This is a genomic window from Gammaproteobacteria bacterium, from assembly GCA_015709695.1.
Taxonomy (GTDB): domain Bacteria; phylum Pseudomonadota; class Gammaproteobacteria; order Steroidobacterales.
Genome location: CP054183.1, coordinates 1,991,249 through 2,011,527, shown reverse-complemented (window position 1 = coordinate 2,011,527; position 20,279 = coordinate 1,991,249). Strand labels below are relative to the sequence as shown.

The following is a 20,279-nucleotide window of genomic DNA, read 5'->3' as shown; positions in this document are numbered from 1 at the left end:
ACCTATAGTGCGCGGCCTTCCCGCGGGCATTTGGCCCGCGACTGTCTCCACTCCGGCCGGTGACGGACCGGATGCCAAGGGGTGATCCAGCGCATGAGCAGCGCCACTTCATCAGCGCCGACGCCCGCCGCCGGCGGCTACCGCATGCCGGCGGAGTGGGCCCCGCACCAGGCGACCTGGCTGTCCTGGCCGCACAACCCCGACACCTGGCCGGGCGCGCTCGCCGCGGCGGAACGGGCGCTGGCCGGTGCCGTGGCGGCGCTGAGCGAGGGCGAGAGGGTGCACGTCAACGTGCTCGACGAGCGCCACGAGCGCCATGTCGCCGGCCTGCTGGCGGCTGCCGGCGCCAGCGCGGGCCAGCTGCGCCTGCACCGCCAGCCGACCAACGACGCCTGGTGCCGGGACCACGGCGCGATCTTCGTCACCCGCCCGGATGCCGACACGCCACTGCTGGCGCTCGACTTCGGCTACAACGCCTGGGGTGGCAAGTACCCGCCCTTCGACCTCGACGACGCCATGCCGCGCCACATGGCCGCCCGGCTCGGCGTGCCGCACCGGACCGTGGACATGATCCTCGAGGGCGGCTCCATCGAGGTCAACGGCGCCGGGACGCTGCTCACCACCGAGCAATGCCTGCTCAACCCCAACCGCAATCCGCGGCTGTCGCGGGCGGACATCGAGCGGCGCCTGCGCGAGAATCTCGGCATCGACCAGGTGCTGTGGCTGGGGGAGGGCATCGTCGGCGACGACACCGACGGCCATATCGACGACCTGACGCGCTTCGTCGCCGAGGATACGGTGGTCACGGTGGTGGAAGCCGACCCCGCGGACGCCAACTATGCCGCGCTGCGCGAGAACAGCGCGCGCCTCGCGGCGATGCGCCTGGCGGACGGCCGCGCGCTGCGGGTCATCGAGCTGCCGATGCCCCGGCCACTGGAGCGGGAGGGCATGCGCCTGCCGGCCAGCTATGCCAATTTCTACATCGGCAACCAGGTGGTGCTGCTGCCGGTGTTCGGCTGCCCCGCGGACGAGGCGGCGGCGGCGACGCTCGCCGGCTGCTTTCCCGGGCGGCGCGTGGTGCCGGTGGACTGCCGCGACGTCGTCGTCGGCCTCGGCACCCTGCACTGCCTGACGCAGCAGGTGCCGGCGTGAGAGGTGGTGCCGGTGTTAGCTTATTGACTTTCGCTTGGGCGAAAGTCAATAAGCTAACACCGGCACGCTGCTGCAGCTGAAACAGCGAGTGAGAGGACAGATGGGCACGATCAGCGAGTTCATCCACCACCATTACCGGCATTTCAATGCCGCGTCGCTGGTCGATGCGGCCGACGCCTGGGTCCGCCACCTCGACAGCGGCGGGCAGATGCTGGTGACCCTGGCCGGTGCCATGAGCACGGCGGAGCTCGGCCGCTCGCTGGCGGAGATGATCCGCCGGGACAAGGTGCACGCCATCTGCTGCACCGGGGCCAACCTCGAGGAGGACATCTTCAACCTCGTGGCCCACGAGCACTACCTGCGCATCCCGCACTACCGCGAGCTCACGGCGGCCGACGAGGAGGCGCTGCTCGCCCGCCACCTCAACCGGGTGACCGACACCTGCATCCCGGAGGAGGAGGCCATCCGCCGCCTGGAGAAGGTGGTGCTCGACGAGTGGATGGGTGCCGACCGCCGGGGCGAGGCGTATTTCCCCCACGAGTTCTTCTACCGCATCCTGCGCTCGGGCAGCCTGCGCCAGCACTACCAGATCGATCCCCGCGACAGCTGGCTGCTCGCCGCCTGCGAGAAGAACCTGCCGATCATCGTCCCGGGCTGGGAGGACTCCACGCTCGGCAACATCTTCGCCAGCCACGTGATCAGCGGCGAGGTGAAGAACGTGCACACGGTGCGCACCGGCATCGAGTACATGATGGAGCTGGCGAAGTGGTACCAGGCCACCTGCCGCCGGCACTCCATCGGCTTCTTCCAGATCGGCGGCGGCATCGCCGGGGATTTCCCCATCTGCGTGGTGCCCATGCTGGAGCAGGACCTGCGCATCCACGACATCCCGCGCTGGGGCTACTTCTGCCAGATCAGCGATTCGACCACCAGCTACGGCTCCTACTCCGGCGCGGTGCCGAACGAGAAGATCACCTGGGGCAAGCTCGCGGCCGAGACGCCGAAGTTCATCATCGAATCGGACGCCACCATCGTGGCGCCGCTCATCTTTGCCTGCGTGCTGGGGCAGTAGACGCCAGGGGAGACCGCGCAAGATGGCCAAGTCCCGCAGCAGTGCCGCCAGCCGTGAGGAAGTGCCGCCCCCGGCCCCGGAGCCGTGGTCGATCGAGCGCTCGGCAGAGCTCTATCGCATCGACGCCTGGGGCGAGGGGTTCTTCTTCATCAACGAGCAGGGCCACGCCTCGGTGCGTCACCTGCCCGACAACGACGTCGCCATCGACCTGGTCGAGGTGGTGGCCGAGATCCGCCGGCGCAACGCCGGCTTCCCGGTGCTGATCCGCTTCCAGGACGTGCTGCGCGCCCGCGTGCGCCGCCTCAACGAGGCCTTCGCCGCGGCGGTGGCCGAATCCGGCTACGGCAATGTCTACCGCGGCGTGTATCCCATCAAGGTCAACCAGATGCACGAGGTGGTCGAGGAGGTGCTCGACGCCGGCAAGCCCTGGGGCATGGGCCTGGAGTGCGGATCGAAGGCGGAGCTGGTGGCCTCGCTGCCGCACATCGACAACGGCCGCCTGCTCCTCTGCAACGGCGTCAAGGACCGTTCCATGCTGCAGCTGATCCTCTCGGCGCAGCAGCTCGGCCAGAACGTGCTGCCGATCGTCGAGAAGTATTCGGAGTTCGAGCAGCTGATCGCGCTGGCGGATGCCGCCGGCGTCAAGCCGCGGCTCGCGGCGCGCATCCGCCTCGCCACCCAGGGTTCCGGCCGCTGGTTCGAGTCCGCCGGCGCGCGCTCGAAGTTCGGCATCGCCATGCCCGAGCTGCTGCGCATGGTGCAGGAGCTGGAGCGGCGCGATTGCCGCGACGGCCTGCAGCTGCTGCACTTCCACCTCGGCAGCCAGATCGCCGACATCCAGGTGCTGAAGAAGGCCGTCACCGAGGCCTGCCAGGTGTACGTGAGCCTGGTGAAGCGCGGTATCGGCGTCACCCACCTCGACGTCGGCGGCGGCCTGGGCGTGAACTACGGCGCCGGCTATGCCCGCGACGAGGACGGCATCAACTACGGGCTGCAGGAATATGCCAACGCCGTGGTCTACGCCGTCAAGGAGGTCTGCGAGGCACGCGAGGTGGCCCCGCCGGTGCTGGTTTCGGAGAGCGGGCGCGCCATCACCGCGCACCACTCGGTGCTGATCGTGCCGGTGCTCGGCACCCACCACCCCGACCAGCAGCAGGATGGCGAGCTGCCGGACAAGCCGCACAAGACCGCCAAGGGCATGAAGAAGATCCTCGACGGCCTGCGCCGCCGCCACAGCAAGCCGGAGGAGCTCCTCGAGGCGTACCACGATGCCAAGGACCTGCGCAACGAGGCCGACCAGCTGTTCTCGCTCGGCTACCTGGCGCTGGAGCAGCTGGCCGCCGTGCAGCGCCTGTACTGGGGCGTGTGCCGCGAGATCCTCCCCGGGCTGCGTGCCGCCGAGCTCGATCCGGTGCCGGCCGAGCTCGCCGAGCTGGAGGAGCGGCTCACCGACCTCTACCTCTGCAACTTCTCGGTGTTCCAGTCGATGCTTGACCACTGGGCCATCGGCCAGGGCTTTCCCATCATGCCCATCGACCGCCTCGAGGAGAGCCCGGGGCGCCGCGGCGTGGTGGTCGACCTGACCTGCGATTCCGACGGCAAGGTCAGCAACTACATCTCCGCGCTCGACGACAAGAGCTTCCTGCCGATGCACGCGCTGCAGCCTGAGGTGCCGTACTACATCGGCATCTTCCTGGTGGGCGCCTACCAGGACATCATGGGTGACACGCACAACCTCTTCGGCCGGGTGCCGGAGGTGCACGTGTACGCGGATGCCGAGGAGCCCGGCAATTTCTGGATCGAGAAGCAGATCCCCGGCATGACCGTCAACGAGATGCTGGCCCAGGTGCAGTACTTCCCCAACGAGCTCAGCCGCCGCATGAGCGAGCTGGTGCGCCGCAAGATCGATGCCGGCCAGGTGCGTCCCGGCGTCGGCATGCAGATCCTCGACCAGTACACCGCCTGCTTCAGCGAGACCACCTACTGCAACGCAGGCTGAGGGACCCGCAGATGGCAAAGCTCAGGCTGGCACTGGTGCAGATGCGGATGGGCGCGGACCCGGCCGCCAACCTGCAGCATGCGCTGGACCTCACCGCCGGCGCCCTGCGCGACGGCGCCCGGCTGGTCTGCCTGCCGGAGCTGTTTCGCTCCCGCTATTTCTGCCAGACGGAGGACGCCGGCCAGTTCGGGCTGGCGGAGGCGATCCCCGGGCCGAGCACCGAGGCCTTCGCGCGGCTCGCCGCCGCGCACGGGGCGACCATCGTGCTGTCGCTGTTCGAGCGGCGCGCACCCGGGCTGTACCACAACACCGCGGCCGTGCTCGACGGCGCGCGCGGACTGGTCGGCACCTACCGCAAGATGCACATCCCCGACGATCCGCGCTACTACGAGAAGTATTACTTCACCCCGGGCGACCTCGGCTTCCGCGTGCACGACACCGCGGCCGGTCGCCTCGGCGTGCTGGTGTGCTGGGACCAGTGGTACCCGGAGGCGGCGCGCCTGACGGCACTGCAGGGCGCCGGCATCCTCATCTATCCGACCGCCATCGGCTGGCACCCGGAGGAGAAGGCGGCGGTCGGCGAGCGCCAGCATGCGGCCTGGGAGACCATCCAGCGCGCCCATGCCATCGCCAACGGCTGCTTCGTCGTGGCCATCAACCGCAGCGGCTTCGAGCCGGAACCGGGCGGCACGGGCGGCATCGAGTTCTGGGGACAGAGCTTCGTCGCCGGGCCGGATGGGCGCGTCATCGGCCGCGCCGCGGCGGACCGGGAAGAGGTGCTGATGGCCGAGATCGATCTCGACGAGATCGAGCGCCAGCGGCAGGGCTGGCCGTTCCTGCGCGACCGGCGCATCGACGCCTACGACGGCATCACGCGGCGCTTCATCGACGAGGCGGGCTGAGCGGGCAGCGCGCCTTGCGCCAGGCCGCTCAGCGCGGCTTGGCGGCGAAGTACAGCTGCTCGACGCGCCGGTCGAGGCTCATGCCCCAGCTGCGGACCACGCGGCGCACCTCCTGGGTGACACCGACGGCGTTGCCGCGCACGGCGCCGAAGTCGCCGTAGCCGCCGCTGCCCTCGGCATTGCGCCGGTCGGTGGCGGTGCCGAGCACCTGGCCGCTGGCGCCGTCGACCAGCGTGACCACCAGCGTCGCCTCGCCGACGCTGTCGAGCAGCACCTCGGAACGTCCCGGCGGCTCCTCCGGCGGCATCCGCGACACGATGTCGCGCAGCGCCGGTTGCAGCACCAGCACGCCCGCGCCCGCTTCCTCGACCAGGCTGAAGTGCTTCGACTTCGACAGCTCCTCGCGGAAGATGCGGTTGACGTCGCGGCCGAGCGCTTCACGGTCGCGCCCGGTGACCGGAAACTCGCTGCGCGTGCCAGGCGCCCCCGGCGGGCCGGCCAGCGGCGCCACCTCGCGGAACTGCAGTTCCACCGGCGCCAGCATGATCTTGTCGAACGACGCCGGCCGCACATCGCTGTTCCAGCGGATCTCGAGCCGGGGATTGCGCACATCCAGCCCTGCTTCGGCCGGGGTCGCGGCCTGGCCGGCCGCGCCGGCGCCCAGGTCGAGCAGGGTGGCCAGCAGCACTGCAGCGAGGCGGATATTCATGGCCATGTACCTCCGGTAGCGCCTCTGACCGCGCGCCCCGCGCCGCGTTCCCGCCGCTTCAGGCGGGGAGCGGCTGCACGCCGCCAGGCTTGTCCAGGACCAGCTGCACGTCGCTGATGCTGCGCTCGAGGAAGCCGCCCTCGCAGTAGGCGAGGTAGAACTCCCACATGCGGATGAACTCCTCGCCGAAACCGAGCTGGCGCACCGCCGGCAGCTGCGCCATGAACCGGCGCCGCCACTCGCGCAGCGTGCGGGCATAGTGCTCGCCGATGTCCTGCAGCCCCACCGCGCGCAGCTCCGTGCTGCGAGCCACCGCGGCCTGGATGGCGGCGAGCGAGGGCAGGGCGCCACCGGGGAAGATGTATTGCTGGATGAAGTCCACCGAACGGCGTGCCTGCTCGTAGAGCTGGTCGGCGATGACGATGCCCTGCAGCAGCATGCGTCCGCCCGGGCGCAGCCGCGCATTGCACACACGGAAGTATTCGTCGAGGAAGCCGAGCCCCACTGCCTCGATCATCTCCACCGACACCAGCTTGTCGAACTGGCCCTCCAGATCGCGGTAGTCGCGGTCGAGCACGGTGACGCGCCCTTCCAGGCCCGCCGCCCGCACCCGGGCCTGCGCATACTCCCGCTGGCGTGCGGACAGGGTGGTGGTGGTGACGCGGCAGCCGCAGCGGCTGGCCGCGTGCAGCGCCAGTCCGCCCCAGCCGGTGCCGATCTCGAGCAGGTGGTCGCCGGGCCGAAGGTCGAGCTTGCGGCAGATGAGGTCGAGCTTGTGGACTGCGGCTTCCTCGAGGCTGCTCGCCGGACCCGGGAAGATGCCGGCGGAGTAGCTCATGGTGGCGTCGAGGAACAGCGCGTAGAACTCGTTGCCGAGGTCGTAGTGGGCGCCGATGTTGCGCCTGGCCTGCCGCCGCGTGTTGCGCCGCCACCAGTGCGACAGCCGCTGCACGGGCGCCACGAGGCGGGCCAGCCCGGCCTCGATGCCCTCCATGGTCTCGCGGTTCGCCACCATCAGGCGCACCAGCGCCGTGAGGTCGCTCGCCGTCCACTTGCCCTGCATGTAGGCCTCGGCGGCGCCGATGGTGCCGCGGCGGACGATGTCGGCGTAGGCCGAGAGATCGGCGATGCGCAGCCCGGCGCTGTTGCCGTCGCCGCCGCCGAACTCGGCGCGGCCCATGGCATCGGTGACGGTGAGCCGGCCGCGCTCCAGCCTCGCCAGTCGTGCCAGGACCTGGCGACGGAAGAAGCGGAGCAGGGCGCCATCGGGCGCGGCTGCCGGCCGCTTGTGGAGAGCCTCGTCGGAACCGGCTGCCATCGCGACCTCGCTGGTCGGCGTGCCATTCCCCGCCCCATGGTAGGAGCCCGGCCGACGGGGTCAAGTCGGGCATGTCCGGCAGCCGGTCTTGCGCCGGTCGATGGATTTTTCCGCCCGGCGCCTATAACGTCTGCCCCGACATGCCCGCCCTGTCCCTCAACGCACTGCGCATCCGCAGCATCGCCGGCCGCCGGGTCTGGGCGCTGGCGCTGCTCGCCTGGCTGGGTGTCATCGCCCAGCCCTGCCTGGCCGCGCAGGCCCCGCAGGCGATGTCCCACTGCCATCATGCGGGCGGTGCCGAGCATGCCGCGCCCATGGCCGGCATGCCCTGCCACACCATGGTCGCGGCGGATTGCGGTCACGACGGGGCGCTGGCGACCGCCGGCCTGGCAATGCCGGCCGCCACGTTCCAGCACGCCGGCTTCACCATGGCCGACGCCGGCCGCCTGGCCCTGCGTACCGGCGAGGCCGCACCCCGCGGCGGAACCGGGCCACCCGCGCACATCCTCTTCTGCAGCCTGAGCAATTAGCCCTCCTCGCGACGCGTTTCCGTTCCGCGTTTCCAGCCGAGGAGGTCAGTCATGAACATCGAGCGGGGCCCGCGTGCCCCATCCATCCACCCTGCCGGCCTGAGCCGCCGCCGCTTCGTCCAGGGGATCGCCCTGGCCGGCGTCGCGGGGGTTGCCGGCCGCAGCCGTGCCGATACCGGCATGGCCTCATCACCGGGCGTGCTTTCGGGCACGGAGTTCGACCTGGACATCGCCCCTGCCGCCGTGAACTTCACCGGCAGGCGCAGCATCGCCACGGTCATCAACGGGCTGCTGCCGGCGCCGCTGCTTCGCTGGCGCGAAGGCGACACCGTGCGCATCCGCGTCAGCAACCATCTCGCCGAGCCGACCTCCATCCACTGGCACGGCATGCTGGTGCCGGCGGCGATGGACGGCGTGCCGGGTTTCAGCTTCCCCGGCATCCTGCCTGGCGGGAGCTTCGAGTACCGCTTTCGCGTCCGCCAGGCCGGCACCTACTGGTACCACAGCCACTCCGGCCACCAGGAGCAGACCGGAGTCTACGGACCGCTGGTGGTGCTGCCGCGGGATGCCGACCCCGACGGCGTGGAGCGCGACCATGTGGTGATGCTCTCCGACTGGAGCGACGAGGACCCGCGGCGCATCGTGCATCGCCTCAAGGTGCAGGGCGACTACTACAACCACGGCCAGCGCACCGTGGGCGACTTCTTCCGCGACATCGGCCGCGACGGCCTCGGTGCCACGCTGGCGGACCGCATCGCCTGGGGCGGCATGCGCATGACGCCGACGGACCTCGCCGACGTCGGCGGCGGCGCCTACACCTACCTGATGAACGGCACGACGCCGGCAGGCAACTGGACCGGGCTGTTCCGGCCCGGCGAGCGCGTGCGCCTGCGCTTCATCAACGCCGGCGCCATGACCTATTTCGACGTGCGCATTCCCGGCCTGCCGATGACCGTCATCGCCGCCGACGGCCAGCCGGTGGAACAGGTGACCGTGGAGGAATTCCGCATCGGGCCGGGCGAGACGCTCGATGTCGTGGTGGCGCCGCCGGATGCGGAGGCCTACACGGTGTTCGCGCAGTCCATGGACCGCAGCGGCTTTGCCCGCGGCACGCTCGCGCCGCGCCCCGGGATGAGCGCCGCGGTGCCCGCCCCCGATCCGCGGCCGCTGCTGACCATGGCGGACATGGGCCACGGCGGGCATGCCGCGGCCGATCCGCATGCCGGGCATGCGGGGCACGAGGGCCACGAGGGGCACACGATGCCCGGCGCGGCGGCCCCGCAGGCACATGCAGCGACGGAGTTCGGCCCGACCGTCGACATGCGCGCCGAGGCGCCCTCGACGCGCCTCGATGACCCCGGCGTCGGCCTGCGCGACAACGGCCGGCGCGTGCTGACCTACGCCGACCTCGCCAGCCGCTTCGCCGACCCGGATGGCCGCGACCCGGGCCGCACGCTGGAGCTGCACCTCACCGGCCACATGGGCCGCTACATCTGGTCCTTCGACGGCGTGCCCTACGCCGACGCCGGCCCGCTGCGCTTCGCCTACGGCGAGCGGCTGCGCATCCGCCTGGTCAACGACACCATGATGGAGCACCCCATGCACCTGCACGGCATGTGGTCCGACCTCGAGGACGAGTCCGGCGCGTTCAAGCTGCGCAAGCACACGGTGAGCATCAAGCCCGGCCATGCGCTCAGCTACCGGATCAGCGCCGATGCGCTCGGCCGCTGGGCCTATCACTGCCACCTGATGCTGCACATGACCAACGGCATGTTCCGCGAGGTCATCGTCGACGAGGAGAGCCGCCATGGTTGATCCCATCCACAGCAGGACGGCCCTGGCGGCGGTCGCGGCGTCGCTGCTCGTCGCCATTGCCGCCCCCGCGCGCGGGGCCCCGGCGGTCACGCCGGAGGAGCGCGCTGCCGCATTCCCGGCGATGCCCGCCGGCTTCCACGACGACATGCACGGCGCGCAGATGGACGGCTCGTTGCGCGCGGAAGAGCTGGAGTGGCAGGCACGCGATGGCACCGACGCCCTCGCCTGGGATGTCATCGGCTGGTACGGCAGCGACATGCACCGCCTGTGGTTGCGCGACGAGGGCGAGCACGTGCGCGGCTCGCGGGTGGAGAACCGTGCCGAGCTGCTCTACGGGCAGCCGGTGGCGGCGTGGTGGGACTTCGTCGGTGGCCTGCGCCAGGACACCGGGGCCGATGCCTCGCGGACCTACGTGGCCCTGGGCCTGCAGGGCCTCGCCCCGCAGTGGTTCCATGTCGAGGCGACCGGCTACCTCGGCGAAGGCGGCCAGCTCGGCCTGCGGCTGCAGGCGGAGTACGAGTGGCTGTTCACCAACCGCCTGATCCTCGCCGCGCGGGCCGAGGCCGAGGCCTGGAGTGATGACGACCCGCGTGCCGGCATCGGTTCGGGCATCGGCGAAGTCAGCAGCGGGCTGCGGCTGCGCTACGAATGGCGCCGCGAGTTCGCGCCCTACATCGGCATCGAGTGGGCCGGCATCCACGGCGACAGCGCCGATCTCGCCAGGGAGGAGGGCGAAGGCACCAGCGACCGGCGCTTCGTCGCCGGCCTGCGCTTCTGGTTCTGATTCAGGGTGCGAGGCGCTCGATGCGCCAGGCGTCGCCTTCACGGCTGTAGGCAAAGCGGTCGTGGAGGCGGCTTTCCTGGCCCTGCCAGAACTCGATGTCCTGCGGGACCACGCGGTAGCCGCCCCAGAAGGAGGGCAGCGGCACCTCGCCGGCGGCGAACCGGCGCTTCATCTCGGCGAATTTCTCCTGCAGCACCGCGCGCGAGGAGATGACCTGGCTCTGGCTGGACACCCAGGCGCCGAGCTGGCTGTCGCGCGGCCGGCGCAGGAAGTACGCGAGGCTCTCGGCGCTGCTGCAGCGGCTGGCGTGGCCGCGGATCTTCACCTGGCGGAACAGCTCCGGCCAGAACAGCAGCAGCGCCACCCGCGGGTTCGCTTCGATCTCGCGGGCCTTGCGGCTGCCGTAGTTGGTGTAGAAGACGAAGCCCGAGCGGTCGTAGAACTTCAGCAGCACGGTCCGCGAGGAGGGCTGGCCATCGGCGGCCACCGTGGCCAGGCACATGGCATTGGGCTCCGGTACCGCGGCGCGGGTCGCCTCGCGGAACCAGCGGTCGAACTGGACGAAGGGATCGGCATCCAGCTCGGCACGGCGCAGGGGCTGGCCGCGGAATTCCCGGCGCAGGTCGGCGAGGTCCTGGCGGGTGTCGGCCATGTGCCTGTGCTGGTCCTGCGCGGGTCCCGCGCCGGCGGCGTCTCCGCCGCTAGCGCTGCACCACCACGCAGTCCTGGCCCGAGCGCTTCAGCGACTGGCACGCCGAGCGCGCCGCCGCCTCGGTCATGCCCGCCGACTTCACCCGGTAGACCGCCTCGCCGCCGGATGGCTTCTGCACGCTGAGCGGGCCCACCACCGAGCGGTAGCTCTTCTCCAGCCGTGCCTTCCCGGCCTGCGCCTTGTCCATCGTGCTGAAGGCACCGAGTTGCACCTGGTAGTTGCCGGCGGGCGGCGTCGCCGTGCCGCCCGCCTTGCCCGACGCCGGCTTGGCCGGTGCCGCCCTGCCGGCGGGCCGGACCGCGGGTTTCGCCTGCACTTCGGGCGCCGGAGCCGGCGGCGGATTCAGCTCGGCAAGGCGCGTGCGCGCCTGCTCGGCCTGCGGCGCATCGGCATAGCGGATGAGGAAGTCCTCGATCGCTTCGCGGGTGCCCGCGGACTGCGCGGTCTGCCAGGCCGCCTCGGTCTCGAGGTCCGAGATGCGCTGGCGCGCCTCGCCCATGTGGGCGCCGGTCGGGTGTGCCAGCAGGTAGTTGTTGTAGCCCTCGATGGCATCGGCGCTCTGGGCGTTCTCCCAGTCGCGGGTGTCCTTGATGGCGTCGAGCTGGGCCTGGGCCTTCTGCGCCCACTCGCCCTCGGGGTGCCGGTCGAGGAAGGCCTGGTAGGCCGCTTCGGTGTTCTCGGCTTCGGCCTTCTTCCAGTCGCCTTCGGGACTGCTGCAGGCTGCAATGAACGCGATCGCCGCCGTCGCAACGGCCAGCCGCCATGTCTTCATGGATCTTCCTCCCCCGTGGGGCGCACACGACAACGGCGGGGATTATCTGCTTCGGCCGCGTCTTTGAACAGACGCCGGCCGGGACTCAGGCCGCCGTGCGCGAGCTGCCGGCGCCGGCCTCCAGCGGCAGGCGGATGATGAACTCCGCCACCACGCCGTGGTGCGCCGCGCCACCGGTGTCCAGCGTGATGCTGCCGCCATGCTTCTGCACGACGACCTCGTGCGCCATCGCCAGCACCGGATTCTCCGGCCCGACACGCCGGTCGAACAGGGCGCGGCGCGCCTCCGGCGACAGGCCGTGGCCGGTATGGCCGATGCGGATCTCTGCCCAGTCACCCAGATGGCGGGTGCCCACGGTGATGATGCCCTTGCCGCGCAGCCCGCCGGCATTGCCGGCGGCGATGGCGCCGGCGCAGGTCACCAGCAGGTCGAGCAGCATCAGGCTGATGTCGGCCACCACGCAGCGCACGGGCGGCAGCCGCGGATCGAGGTCGGCGTGCAGCTCCGCCACCGGTTCCCACTCGGCGGTGGCCACGGTGACGGTGCTGCGGATGGTGCGGTTGAGGTCGGCCGCAGTCTTCTCGTCGCCGTGGCTGGTGCCGGCGATCTCGCGCATGGCCTCGACGATGCCGGCCACGCGTTCCAGGCCTTCGCCGGACTGCGCGAGCATGCCGCGGATCTCGCGGCGCAGGAAGTCGGCATCCGCGCGCTGCAGGCAGCCGGCCAGCGTGGCGGGAGGCACCGGCCTGCTGTCGCCCGCGAGGGCGGTGAGGTCCGCCAGCAGGGCATCGAGGCCGCCGAAGGCGCGCTCGAGCCTCTGCAGCCGCTCGCCGATGGCCCGCAGCGGGTCACCGATCCCGGTGGCGATGCCGCCGGCGATTTCGCCGATGGTGTGCAGCTTGTCGCGCTGCCGGGCCTGGGCCTCAAGGCGGCGGCGTTCCGCGGCATCGCGCTTGACGACGATGTAGCCGGTGATGCGGTCACGGTCGTCGCGCATCGGCGAGACGGTCGTGTCCTCCTCGCGCAGCTCGCCATCCGCGGTGATGACCTTCAGTGTGCCGGACCAGGCGCGGCCACCGCGGAAGACGGTATTCAGCATGTCCTCGTAGCTCGCGGCGTCGGCGCCGAAGTCGCGCAGCGCTTCCGGGCGGCTGCCCCGCACCTCGTCCAGGCGCTGGCCCGTGCTGGCCTCGCAGGCGGCGTTCAGGTAGACGATGCGCCCCTGGGCATCGATGATCTCGATGCTGTCGGCGCAGTGGCGCAGCGCTTCGGCCAGCCGGTGCCGCTCGAGGTCCGCCTCGATGCGCCGGGTGACGTCGCGCAGCACCGCAACATAGGCCGACAGCGCACCGCCGGCATCGAGCACCGGCGTCACCGTCAGCTCCTCGTCGTAGCTGGACCCGTCGCGGCGATGGCTGCGGACCCGGCCGGTCCAGGCGCAGCCCTGGCCCACGGCGTCCCGGATGCCGGCATAGACCTCGTCGGCGTCGCCACCGTGGCCCGGCTTCTGGCCCAGCACCTCGTCGCGCAGGTAGCCGGTCTGGCGCTCGTACTGCGCGTTGACGTACTGCATGCGCTGGTCGGCACCCATGATGGCGATGGCATCGCCGGCGCATTCGATCGCCGCCGCCAGGCGCCGCAGCCGCGCCTCCTGGTCCCAGCGCGCGCTCAGGTCGCGAATGGTGCAGCTGAACAGCTGCCTGCCATCCACGCTGAAGTCGCTGATGGAAATCTCCAGCGGGAACAGCGTGCCGTCACGCCGGCGCCCGGCACGCGGATGCACCCAGCGCCGGCGCGTGCGGGGCTGGGCCGCCATCCAGTCGCTGCGCTGGTTCCAGTCCTGGCGCGCCGCCAGGCCGCCGTCGTTGATCAGCAGGCTCACCGGCTGGCCGATGATCTCCGCGGCCGGCCAGCCGAAGACTTCCTCGGCGGCCGGGTTGAAGCTGCTGACGATGCCGCGGCGGTCGACGACGAGGTGGGCATCGAGCATGGCGTCGACGACCGCGCGGTTGCGCGCTTCGCCGTCGCGGACTGCCGTGCCGGCCCGGGTGAGCCGCGCCTGCAGGGCACGGATGGTGCGCCAGACGAGGAAGGCGAGGAGCAGGCAGCCGGCGATGGCGACCAGCCAGGCCGGTGAACGGGCAAGCGACGGGATCAGGGCGATGATCCCTCCGAGGCTGTCCTGGTCCGCAAACCGCCAGAAGTCCACGCGCCCTTGCTCCCTGCCACGGCTGGCCGGGTCGCGGCGGGTCAGGGGCTGGCCCGCCGGCGTCCGGTCCTTTTGACAGAACGCAAGGATGCCGCAAGCCGGTCAACGGCTCCGTGCGGCAGTTCACGCGGGGCGCAGGTGCCGTTCAGCGGAGCCGGGCGCGGCGCAGGCGTGCCGTGACGTGGCCGGCGATCTTCACGTTGCCGCTCAGTTGCAGCGGCAGCCGGGCGACCGGATCGACCAGCAGCTCGAGGTCGCCGCGCAGGCCGAGCAGCTCGAAGTCCTCGTCGCCATCGGCGCCGGCGTCGATGGGCTGGCCGCGGATGCGCATGACGATCGCATCCACGCTGTCCTTCCTCTGGCGGCTGCCGGTGGCCGAGCGTTCCTCGAAGTCCACGCGGACGGCGCGCCGGCCGGTGACCTCGATGGTGACGCGGTTCACGCGCTTGCGCGAGAAGGTCAGCACTTCGCCGCGGTCGCCGGCGCGCTGGTAGTCGCCGGCCGCTGCCAGCCACAGCAGCATGGTCGGTTCGGTCACGGCCTGGCCCACGGCCGCGGCGGGGTAGGCGCGCAACCCCTGCGTGCGCTCGGTCCAGCGTTCCGGCGGCAAGGGCTTCTCGGCGTCGGTGGCCGGCCAGCGGCTGAAGTGGTAGGCGCCGATGTCGGTGAAGCGGTAGCTGCGCCAGCGCTGGCGGCTGCCGCTGTCGAGTTCGGTCCTCTGCAGGGTGGCGCCGCTGGCCGGGTCGGCCCACAGCGTGGTGACCGATTCGCGGCCGAAGCCGCTCGCCCGGTAGACCAGCTCGAGCACCTCGCTGCCGGGCTGCACCGGACGACCCTCGGGCGTGGCGAGCAGCGCCGGGGTGACTTCGGCCGCGGGCAGCCGGCGCACCTCGACATCGGCCCGGGCCGTCATGAAGAACTTCGCGGCGACGAACTCCAGGCGGGACCAGCCCGGCACGGTGTTCGCGCCGGCCGCGGAGGCGGCGAACAGGCCCAGCCACGCCAGCAGGCGCGCCGGCCGCGATGACATGTGCATCATGGCGGCAGTTAACCCAAGCGTGGGAGCCGGGTCAACGGTGTCGGCGGCCGGGCCAGCGGGTATGCTGGCTGCAGATGCTTCCGCCGCGAGCCGCCACCGGTTTCTTCTGTTGCCTCCTGCTTGCCTGGACCGCCGCCCCGGCCAAGGTCGAGGTCAGCGGCGTGCGCGGCAAGCTGCGCGACAACGTCATGGCGCATCTGACGCTCGCCGCAACGGCCTGCGATGCGCCCTCCTGGCGGGTGCGGCGGCTGACACGCAAGGCCGACCCGGAAATCCGCGAGGCGCTGGAGGCCTACGGCTACTACAACCCGACGATCCGCATCGACAGCAGCGTGAAGTCCGGCTGCTGGCTGGTGAACATCGGCATCGAGCCCGGCGAGCCGGTGCGGCTGCGCAAGGTCGATGTGGCGGTGACCGGCGAGGCGGCCGGCGACCGGGAATTCCAGCGGCTGCTCAGGTCCGGGCAACTGGCGCCCGGCGACCAGCTGGACCATGCCGACTACGAGCGCCTGAAGAAGGCCCTGGGTGACCTGGCCCGGCAGCGCGGCTACTTCGCCGCCCGCTTTCCCGAGAGCCGCATCGACATCTACACGCGGGAGAACGCCGCGGACATCGTGCTGCACTACGATTCCGGGCCGCGATACCACTTCGGCGCGGTGACCTTCCACCAGGACGTGGTGCGCCCCGACCTGGTCGAGCGTTTCGTCGATTTCCGGCCCGGCGATGCCTACGACGGCACCAAGGTCAGCGATTTCTACAACGCCCTGCTCGCCACCGGCTATTTCTCCTCGGTGGACCTGCGCACCAGCCCCCAGCCACCGCCGGACCTGACGGTGCCCGTCTCGGTGACGCTCGCGGCCGCCAAGCGGCAGGTCTATACCCTGGGCACCGGCTATTCCACGGACAAGGGCCTGAAGTTCCGCGCCGGCTACACCAACCGCCGCCTGAACGAGTCCGGCCACCAGTTCGACAGCAGCATGGACCTGTCGAAAGTGGAGTCGATCGTCGGCGTCAGCTATCGGCTGCCGCGCCGGGACCCGCGCGTCGAGTGGCTGAGCATCGACGCGGGCTTCAAGTACGAGGACACCGCGTCCAAGCGCGCCGACACCTACAAGATCGGGCTCAAGGAGTTCCGGCGACGTCCCGCGGACTGGATCGAGACGCGGTTCATCGATGCCAGCGTCGAGGAATACACCATCGCCGACGACAAGAGCCGCGAGTTCCTGCTGATCCCCGGCCTGAGCTGGACCCATGCCTTCCCGAACAGCCCGGCCATCACCCGCCCCGACAAGGGCCATCGCTTCAGCTTCAAGGTCAGCGGCACCACGGAGCTGATCGGCTCGGATTCCGAGTTCCTGCAGGCGGACATCTTCGGCAAGCTGATCGTGCCCGTCTGGCCGGGCGGGCGCCTGCTGCTGCGCGCCGAGGCGGGCGCCACGCTCATGGACCAGTTCCGCACCCTGCCGGCCTCGGTGCGCTACTTCGTCGGCGGCGACTACAGCGTGCGCGGCTATGACTACGAATCGCTCGGTCCCACCGACGACCAGGGCCTGGTGGTCGGCGGCAGCCACAAGCTGGTCGGCAGCGCCGAGGTGGACCAGCGTGTCTGGGGCAACTGGTCGGTGGCGGCGTTCATCGATTCCGGCAACGCCTTCGACGACTTCTCCGGCCTGACGCTGAAGACCGGCGTCGGCGGCGGCCTGCGCTGGTATTCACCGCTCGGCCCGATACGCGTCGACATCGCCGTCCCGCTGGACAAGGATGCCCCGGACAGCTGGCGCCTGCACGTCACCCTGGGGCCCGACCTGTGATCGGCCGCTGGCTGGCCGCGTTGTTGCTGCTGCTGGTGGCCGTGCTGGCCGGCGGCGTGCTGCTGCTCACCGGCACCAGCGCGGGTGCCCGCTGGCTGGCGCAGCGGGCGGAGGCGTTCAGCGGCGGCGTGCTGGCCTTGCAGGATGTCGACGGCAGCCTGGCCGGCGGGCTGCGCGTCGGGCGCATGGAGATCCGCGCCGGGGGGCTGGCGGTGCGCGTCGAGCAGCTCGAGCTGGTGCTGCGCCCGTCGGCATTGCTCCGCGGCCGCCTGCAGGCCGACCGGCTGGCGGCGGGGCGCGTGGCGGTGGACCTGCCCCCGCCCGGCCCGGATGAACCGTTCCTGATGCCCACACTGCGCACGCCGGTGCCGCTGCGGCTGCGACAGCTTGCGGTGGCGACGCTGGAAATTCGCCGCGGCGATGAATCCTGGACGCTCACCGGGCTGCATGCCTCGGCTCGCCTGCGCGGCTCGCAGCTGCTGCTGAAGCAGGCGCGCGGGGAGTTCGCCGGCCTGGTCGTGCAGCTGGCCGGCCAGGCGGAGCTGCGGGCGCCGCTGCCGCTGCAGGCGCGTCTCGGCTGGAGCCTGCCGGCGCAGCAGCTGTCGGGTGCGGGCACCGTGCAGGGCAACCTCGACGAGCTGCGGGTGGCGCAGGCGATCCGCGTGCCGGAGCCGGTCACCGTGCTGGCGACGCTGCATGACCTGGCGACGAAGCCACGCCTCGTGGCCAGCGCGAGCTGGGCGTCGCTGGCGCGCGAGCTGCCGGGCCTGGGGCGGGTCGAGGCGCGCGCCGGGCAGCTCGGCCTTTCGGGAGTGCTGGACGACTGGCAGGCCACGCTGCAGGCGCAGCTGGCGGGTGCCCTGCTGCCGCCGCTGGCCGCGACGGCGCGGGCCCATGGCAACGCCAGCCAGGTCGTCATCGAGCAGGCCAGGATGGAGGGCGCGAGCGGCCGGCTGGCCACCCGCGGCGTCGTCGACCTGCCGGCCGCCGGCGCCGCCGCGGGCCCGCGGCTGCGCCTGGACATCATCGCCCGCGAGGTGGATACCGCCGCCTTCCGCCCCGGTCTCGATGGCCGCCTCTCCGGCCGGTTGCGGCTGGCGATGGCGCCCGAGCTGCCGCTGCGCCTGGATATCGTGCAGCTGCAGGGCCGCCTCATGGGCCGGCCGCTGGCCGGAACCGGGGTGCTGAGCTATGCCGATGGCACGCTGGGCTTCGACAGGCTCGCCCTGCGTGCCGGCCCCAATCACCTCGATGCCCACGGCAGCATCGGCACGCGGCTGGCCGGCCGCTTCGCGTTCGATGCACCGGACCTGGCGCTGCTCTGGCCGGGGCTCGCGGGCCGGCTGGCGGGCCATGCGACCCTGGCGGGCACGCGGCTGCGTCCGGTGGTCAGCCTGCAGGCGCAGGCGCGCTCGCTGGTGTTCGAAGGGAACAGCGTGGCCGAGGCCGAGCTGCGGCTGCAGGTCGATCGCCGCCAGCAGACGGACCTGGACCTCGACGCCCGCGGCATCCGCAGCGGCGACCAGGCGCTGGGCGACCTCGAGGCCCGGGTCGATGGCACGCTGGATGCGCACCGGCTGCACGCGGCATTGCGCGGCGGTCCGGTGGCGCTGACGCTGGCCAGCGAGGGGCGCTGGGACGGCACGGCGCTGCGCCACCGGCTCGAGGCCGCATCGATCACCGCCGATGCGGCCGGAACCTGGCGCCTCGCGGGCGAACCCGAGCTGGTGCTCGCCGCGACCCAGGCCGAAGTCGGCGCCCATTGCTGGGAGCAGGCGCCCAGCTCGCTCTGCATCAGCCGCGCGCACTGGACGCCGCGCGAGGCGGTGCTTGCGGCCGGGCTGCGCGAGCTGGACCTGGCGCGCTTCAACCGCTGGCTGGGCGAGGACCTGGCCGTCACCGGCCGCGCGCAGGCGGATCTGCTCGCGAGCCTGGCGGCGGACGGCGCCCGCGCCGAGCTGCACTGGCGGCAGCAGGGCACCACGGTCTACTACACCGGCGGCGACGAGCCGCTGGTCACCACGCTGCCGGTGGTCGAGGCCGACGCCAGCCTGGCGCCGCAGGCCGGAGAGCTGCGCTTCAGCATCCAGGGCCAGGAGGGCCTGCAGCTCTCCGCCCAGGCGCGCATGCTGGGGCTGCCGGGCGTCGACGCTCCGCTGGAGGCACAGCTCACCGGTGGCCTCCCGGACATCGCGCCGCTGGTGCCGCTGCTGGCCGGCGACGTCGATATGTCGGAGGTGACGGGACGGGTGACGCTCGATGTCCAGGCGAGCGGCAGTCTGCGCGCGCCGCGGCTTGCCGGCGCCGCACGCCTGCGTGACGGCACGGTCGCCCTGCCGGATCTCGGCGTGAAGCTCGAGGCCATCGAGCTGGCGCTACTGGGTGATGGCAGCGAGACGCTGCGCATCGACGGCAGTGCCATGGCCGGCGGCAGGCTCGGCATCGATGGCGAGCTGCAGCCGCTGGCCGCGGGCGGGCCGCGGGGCTGGCTGCGCGTGCGCGGCGAGCGCGTGGATGCGGTGCGCCTGCCCGACCGCCATGTGCAGGTATCACCGGAGCTGCGGCTGGACTTCGCGCCCGGCAGCCTGGCCGGCTCGGGCCGCATCGTCATCCCGCAGGCGGAGATCGTGGTGCGGGAGCTGCCGCAGAGTGCGGTATCGCCGTCGCGCGACGCCGTGGTGCGCGACCGGCCGCCGCGCGCCGATGCATCCGCGATCGGCACCGTCATCGGCGGGGAGATCGAGATCGAGCTCGGCCGCAAGGTGCACATCGAGGGCTTCGGCCTCGACACCCTGGTGGAAGGCACCCTCAAGGTCTCCCAGGCGCCGGATGGCACGCCGCGCGGCTTCGGCGTGCTGCATCTGAAGGAGGGCCGCTTCGGCGCCTATGGCAAGGAGCTGGTCATCGAGCGCGGCACGCTGGGCTTCTCCGGGCCGCTGGACGATCCGGCGGTGGATATCCGCGCCAGCCGGCGCGTGGACTACGAGGGGCGCAGCGTCACCGCCGGCATCCAGCTGTCGGGCACGGCGAGCCGGCCGCAGAGCCAGGTGTTCTCCGACCCGGCCATGTCGCAGGCGGATGCGATCTCCTATCTCATCGCCGGCCATCCCATGCAGGGCGGCAGCCAGAACGACCAGTCGGCGGTGGCCGGCGCGGCGCTGGCGCTGGGCATCCAGCAGACCTCGCCGCTGACGCAGGCGATCGGCAGTGCCGTGACGCTCGATGAGCTCGGCGTGGAGGGCGGGGCGCTGAACGAGGCCCAGGTGGTGGCCGGCAAGCAGCTGGGTTCCGACCTCTACCTGCGCTTCAGCTACGGGCTGTTCAACCAGATCGGTACCGTGATGGCGCGCTACCGCCTCAACCGCCATCTCAGCATCGAGGCCTCGAGCGGCGAGGACCAGTCGCTCGACCTGGTCTATTCGGTGGAGCGCGACTGAGACGCGGCTGCCGCGGCT

The 20,279-nt window shown here is 71.6% G+C and carries 15 protein-coding genes; 9 read left to right on the top strand and 6 right to left on the bottom strand.

Going from position 1 to position 20,279, the window contains the following annotated elements:
- Window positions 1-93: 93 nt before the first annotated feature.
- From HRU81_09420 to HRU81_09405, 4 genes are all read left to right on the top strand, one after another.
- Window positions 94-1,152, top strand: a complete 1,059-nt coding sequence (locus tag HRU81_09420; GenBank protein QOJ32306.1) for an agmatine deiminase family protein — start codon at window positions 94-96, stop codon at window positions 1,150-1,152.
- Between the two features lie 100 nt (window positions 1,153-1,252).
- Entirely contained in the window at window positions 1,253-2,224 is a 972-nt protein-coding gene (locus HRU81_09415; GenBank protein QOJ32305.1) for a deoxyhypusine synthase family protein, read from the top strand.
- A gap of 22 nt (window positions 2,225-2,246) precedes the next feature.
- Window positions 2,247-4,223, top strand: a complete 1,977-nt coding sequence (gene speA / locus HRU81_09410) for a biosynthetic arginine decarboxylase (protein ID QOJ32304.1) — start codon at window positions 2,247-2,249, stop codon at window positions 4,221-4,223.
- A gap of 11 nt (window positions 4,224-4,234) precedes the next feature.
- Window positions 4,235-5,125: a carbon-nitrogen hydrolase gene (locus HRU81_09405; protein ID QOJ32303.1), complete on the top strand. Its 891-nt coding sequence runs from the start codon at window positions 4,235-4,237 to the stop codon at window positions 5,123-5,125.
- Between the two features lie 28 nt (window positions 5,126-5,153).
- On the opposite strand, the gene HRU81_09400 is transcribed toward HRU81_09405, so the two are convergent.
- On the bottom strand, window positions 5,154-5,840 hold the full coding sequence (locus HRU81_09400) for a DUF3313 family protein (protein QOJ32302.1): 687 nt from the start codon (window positions 5,838-5,840) through the stop codon (window positions 5,154-5,156).
- Between the two features lie 52 nt (window positions 5,841-5,892).
- Window positions 5,893-7,152 carry a class I SAM-dependent methyltransferase gene (locus HRU81_09395; GenBank protein ID QOJ32301.1) on the bottom strand — a complete coding sequence of 420 codons (1,260 nt, stop codon included), beginning with the start codon at window positions 7,150-7,152 and terminating at the stop codon, window positions 5,893-5,895.
- Window positions 7,153-7,292: 140 nt separating this feature from the next.
- On the opposite strand from HRU81_09395, the gene HRU81_09390 reads away from it, so the two are divergent.
- Genes HRU81_09390 through HRU81_09380 form a run of 3 tightly spaced genes read left to right on the top strand, consistent with a single transcriptional unit; the run spans window position 7,293 to window position 10,281 of the window.
- Complete coding sequence (locus tag HRU81_09390; protein QOJ32300.1) at window positions 7,293-7,682, top strand: hypothetical protein; 390 nt, start codon at window positions 7,293-7,295, stop codon at window positions 7,680-7,682.
- Window positions 7,683-7,733: 51 nt separating this feature from the next.
- Window positions 7,734-9,497 (top strand): copper resistance system multicopper oxidase, encoded by a 1,764-nt coding sequence (locus HRU81_09385; protein ID QOJ32299.1) that lies wholly within the window; start codon window positions 7,734-7,736, stop codon window positions 9,495-9,497.
- On the top strand, window positions 9,490-10,281 hold the full coding sequence (locus HRU81_09380) for a copper resistance protein B (protein ID QOJ32298.1): 792 nt from the start codon (window positions 9,490-9,492) through the stop codon (window positions 10,279-10,281). Before HRU81_09385 ends, HRU81_09380 begins: the two co-directional genes overlap by 8 nt.
- Window position 10,282: 1 nt before the next feature.
- Here HRU81_09380 and pdxH read toward each other — a convergent pair whose 3' ends face one another.
- The 4 genes from pdxH to HRU81_09360 form a co-directional block, all read right to left on the bottom strand.
- Window positions 10,283-10,933: a pyridoxamine 5'-phosphate oxidase gene (gene pdxH / locus HRU81_09375; GenBank protein ID QOJ32297.1), complete on the bottom strand. Its 651-nt coding sequence runs from the start codon at window positions 10,931-10,933 to the stop codon at window positions 10,283-10,285.
- Between the two features lie 49 nt (window positions 10,934-10,982).
- Window positions 10,983-11,765, bottom strand: a complete 783-nt coding sequence (locus HRU81_09370) for an SPOR domain-containing protein (protein ID QOJ32296.1) — start codon at window positions 11,763-11,765, stop codon at window positions 10,983-10,985.
- A gap of 85 nt (window positions 11,766-11,850) precedes the next feature.
- Entirely contained in the window at window positions 11,851-13,974 is a 2,124-nt protein-coding gene (locus HRU81_09365) for a PAS domain S-box protein (protein QOJ32295.1), read from the bottom strand.
- 145 nt (window positions 13,975-14,119) lie between these two features.
- Window positions 14,120-15,013 carry a hypothetical protein gene (locus HRU81_09360; GenBank protein ID QOJ32294.1) on the bottom strand — a complete coding sequence of 298 codons (894 nt, stop codon included), beginning with the start codon at window positions 15,011-15,013 and terminating at the stop codon, window positions 14,120-14,122.
- Between the two features lie 74 nt (window positions 15,014-15,087).
- Between HRU81_09360 and HRU81_09355 the strand changes: the two genes are divergently transcribed.
- Window positions 15,088-16,824, top strand: coding sequence for an outer membrane protein assembly factor (locus HRU81_09355; GenBank protein QOJ32293.1), 1,737 nt, complete (start codon window positions 15,088-15,090; stop codon window positions 16,822-16,824).
- Window positions 16,821-20,261, top strand: coding sequence for a translocation/assembly module TamB domain-containing protein (locus tag HRU81_09350; protein ID QOJ32292.1), 3,441 nt, complete (start codon window positions 16,821-16,823; stop codon window positions 20,259-20,261). Before HRU81_09355 ends, HRU81_09350 begins: the two co-directional genes overlap by 4 nt.
- Window positions 20,262-20,279 lie beyond the last annotated feature (18 nt).

Coding starts and splice junctions, on each gene's coding strand:
- HRU81_09420 (QOJ32306.1), top strand. CDS start 94: ATGAGCAGCGCCACTTCATCAGCGCCGACGCCCGCCGCCGGCGGCTAC.
- HRU81_09415 (QOJ32305.1), top strand. CDS start 1,253: ATGGGCACGATCAGCGAGTTCATCCACCACCATTACCGGCATTTCAAT.
- speA (QOJ32304.1), top strand. CDS start 2,247: ATGGCCAAGTCCCGCAGCAGTGCCGCCAGCCGTGAGGAAGTGCCGCCC.
- HRU81_09405 (QOJ32303.1), top strand. CDS start 4,235: ATGGCAAAGCTCAGGCTGGCACTGGTGCAGATGCGGATGGGCGCGGAC.
- HRU81_09400 (QOJ32302.1), bottom strand. CDS start 5,840: ATGGCCATGAATATCCGCCTCGCTGCAGTGCTGCTGGCCACCCTGCTC.
- HRU81_09395 (QOJ32301.1), bottom strand. CDS start 7,152: ATGGCAGCCGGTTCCGACGAGGCTCTCCACAAGCGGCCGGCAGCCGCG.
- HRU81_09390 (QOJ32300.1), top strand. CDS start 7,293: ATGCCCGCCCTGTCCCTCAACGCACTGCGCATCCGCAGCATCGCCGGC.
- HRU81_09385 (QOJ32299.1), top strand. CDS start 7,734: ATGAACATCGAGCGGGGCCCGCGTGCCCCATCCATCCACCCTGCCGGC.
- HRU81_09380 (QOJ32298.1), top strand. CDS start 9,490: ATGGTTGATCCCATCCACAGCAGGACGGCCCTGGCGGCGGTCGCGGCG.
- pdxH (QOJ32297.1), bottom strand. CDS start 10,933: ATGGCCGACACCCGCCAGGACCTCGCCGACCTGCGCCGGGAATTCCGC.
- HRU81_09370 (QOJ32296.1), bottom strand. CDS start 11,765: ATGAAGACATGGCGGCTGGCCGTTGCGACGGCGGCGATCGCGTTCATT.
- HRU81_09360 (QOJ32294.1), bottom strand. CDS start 15,013: ATGATGCACATGTCATCGCGGCCGGCGCGCCTGCTGGCGTGGCTGGGC.
- HRU81_09355 (QOJ32293.1), top strand. CDS start 15,088: ATGCTTCCGCCGCGAGCCGCCACCGGTTTCTTCTGTTGCCTCCTGCTT.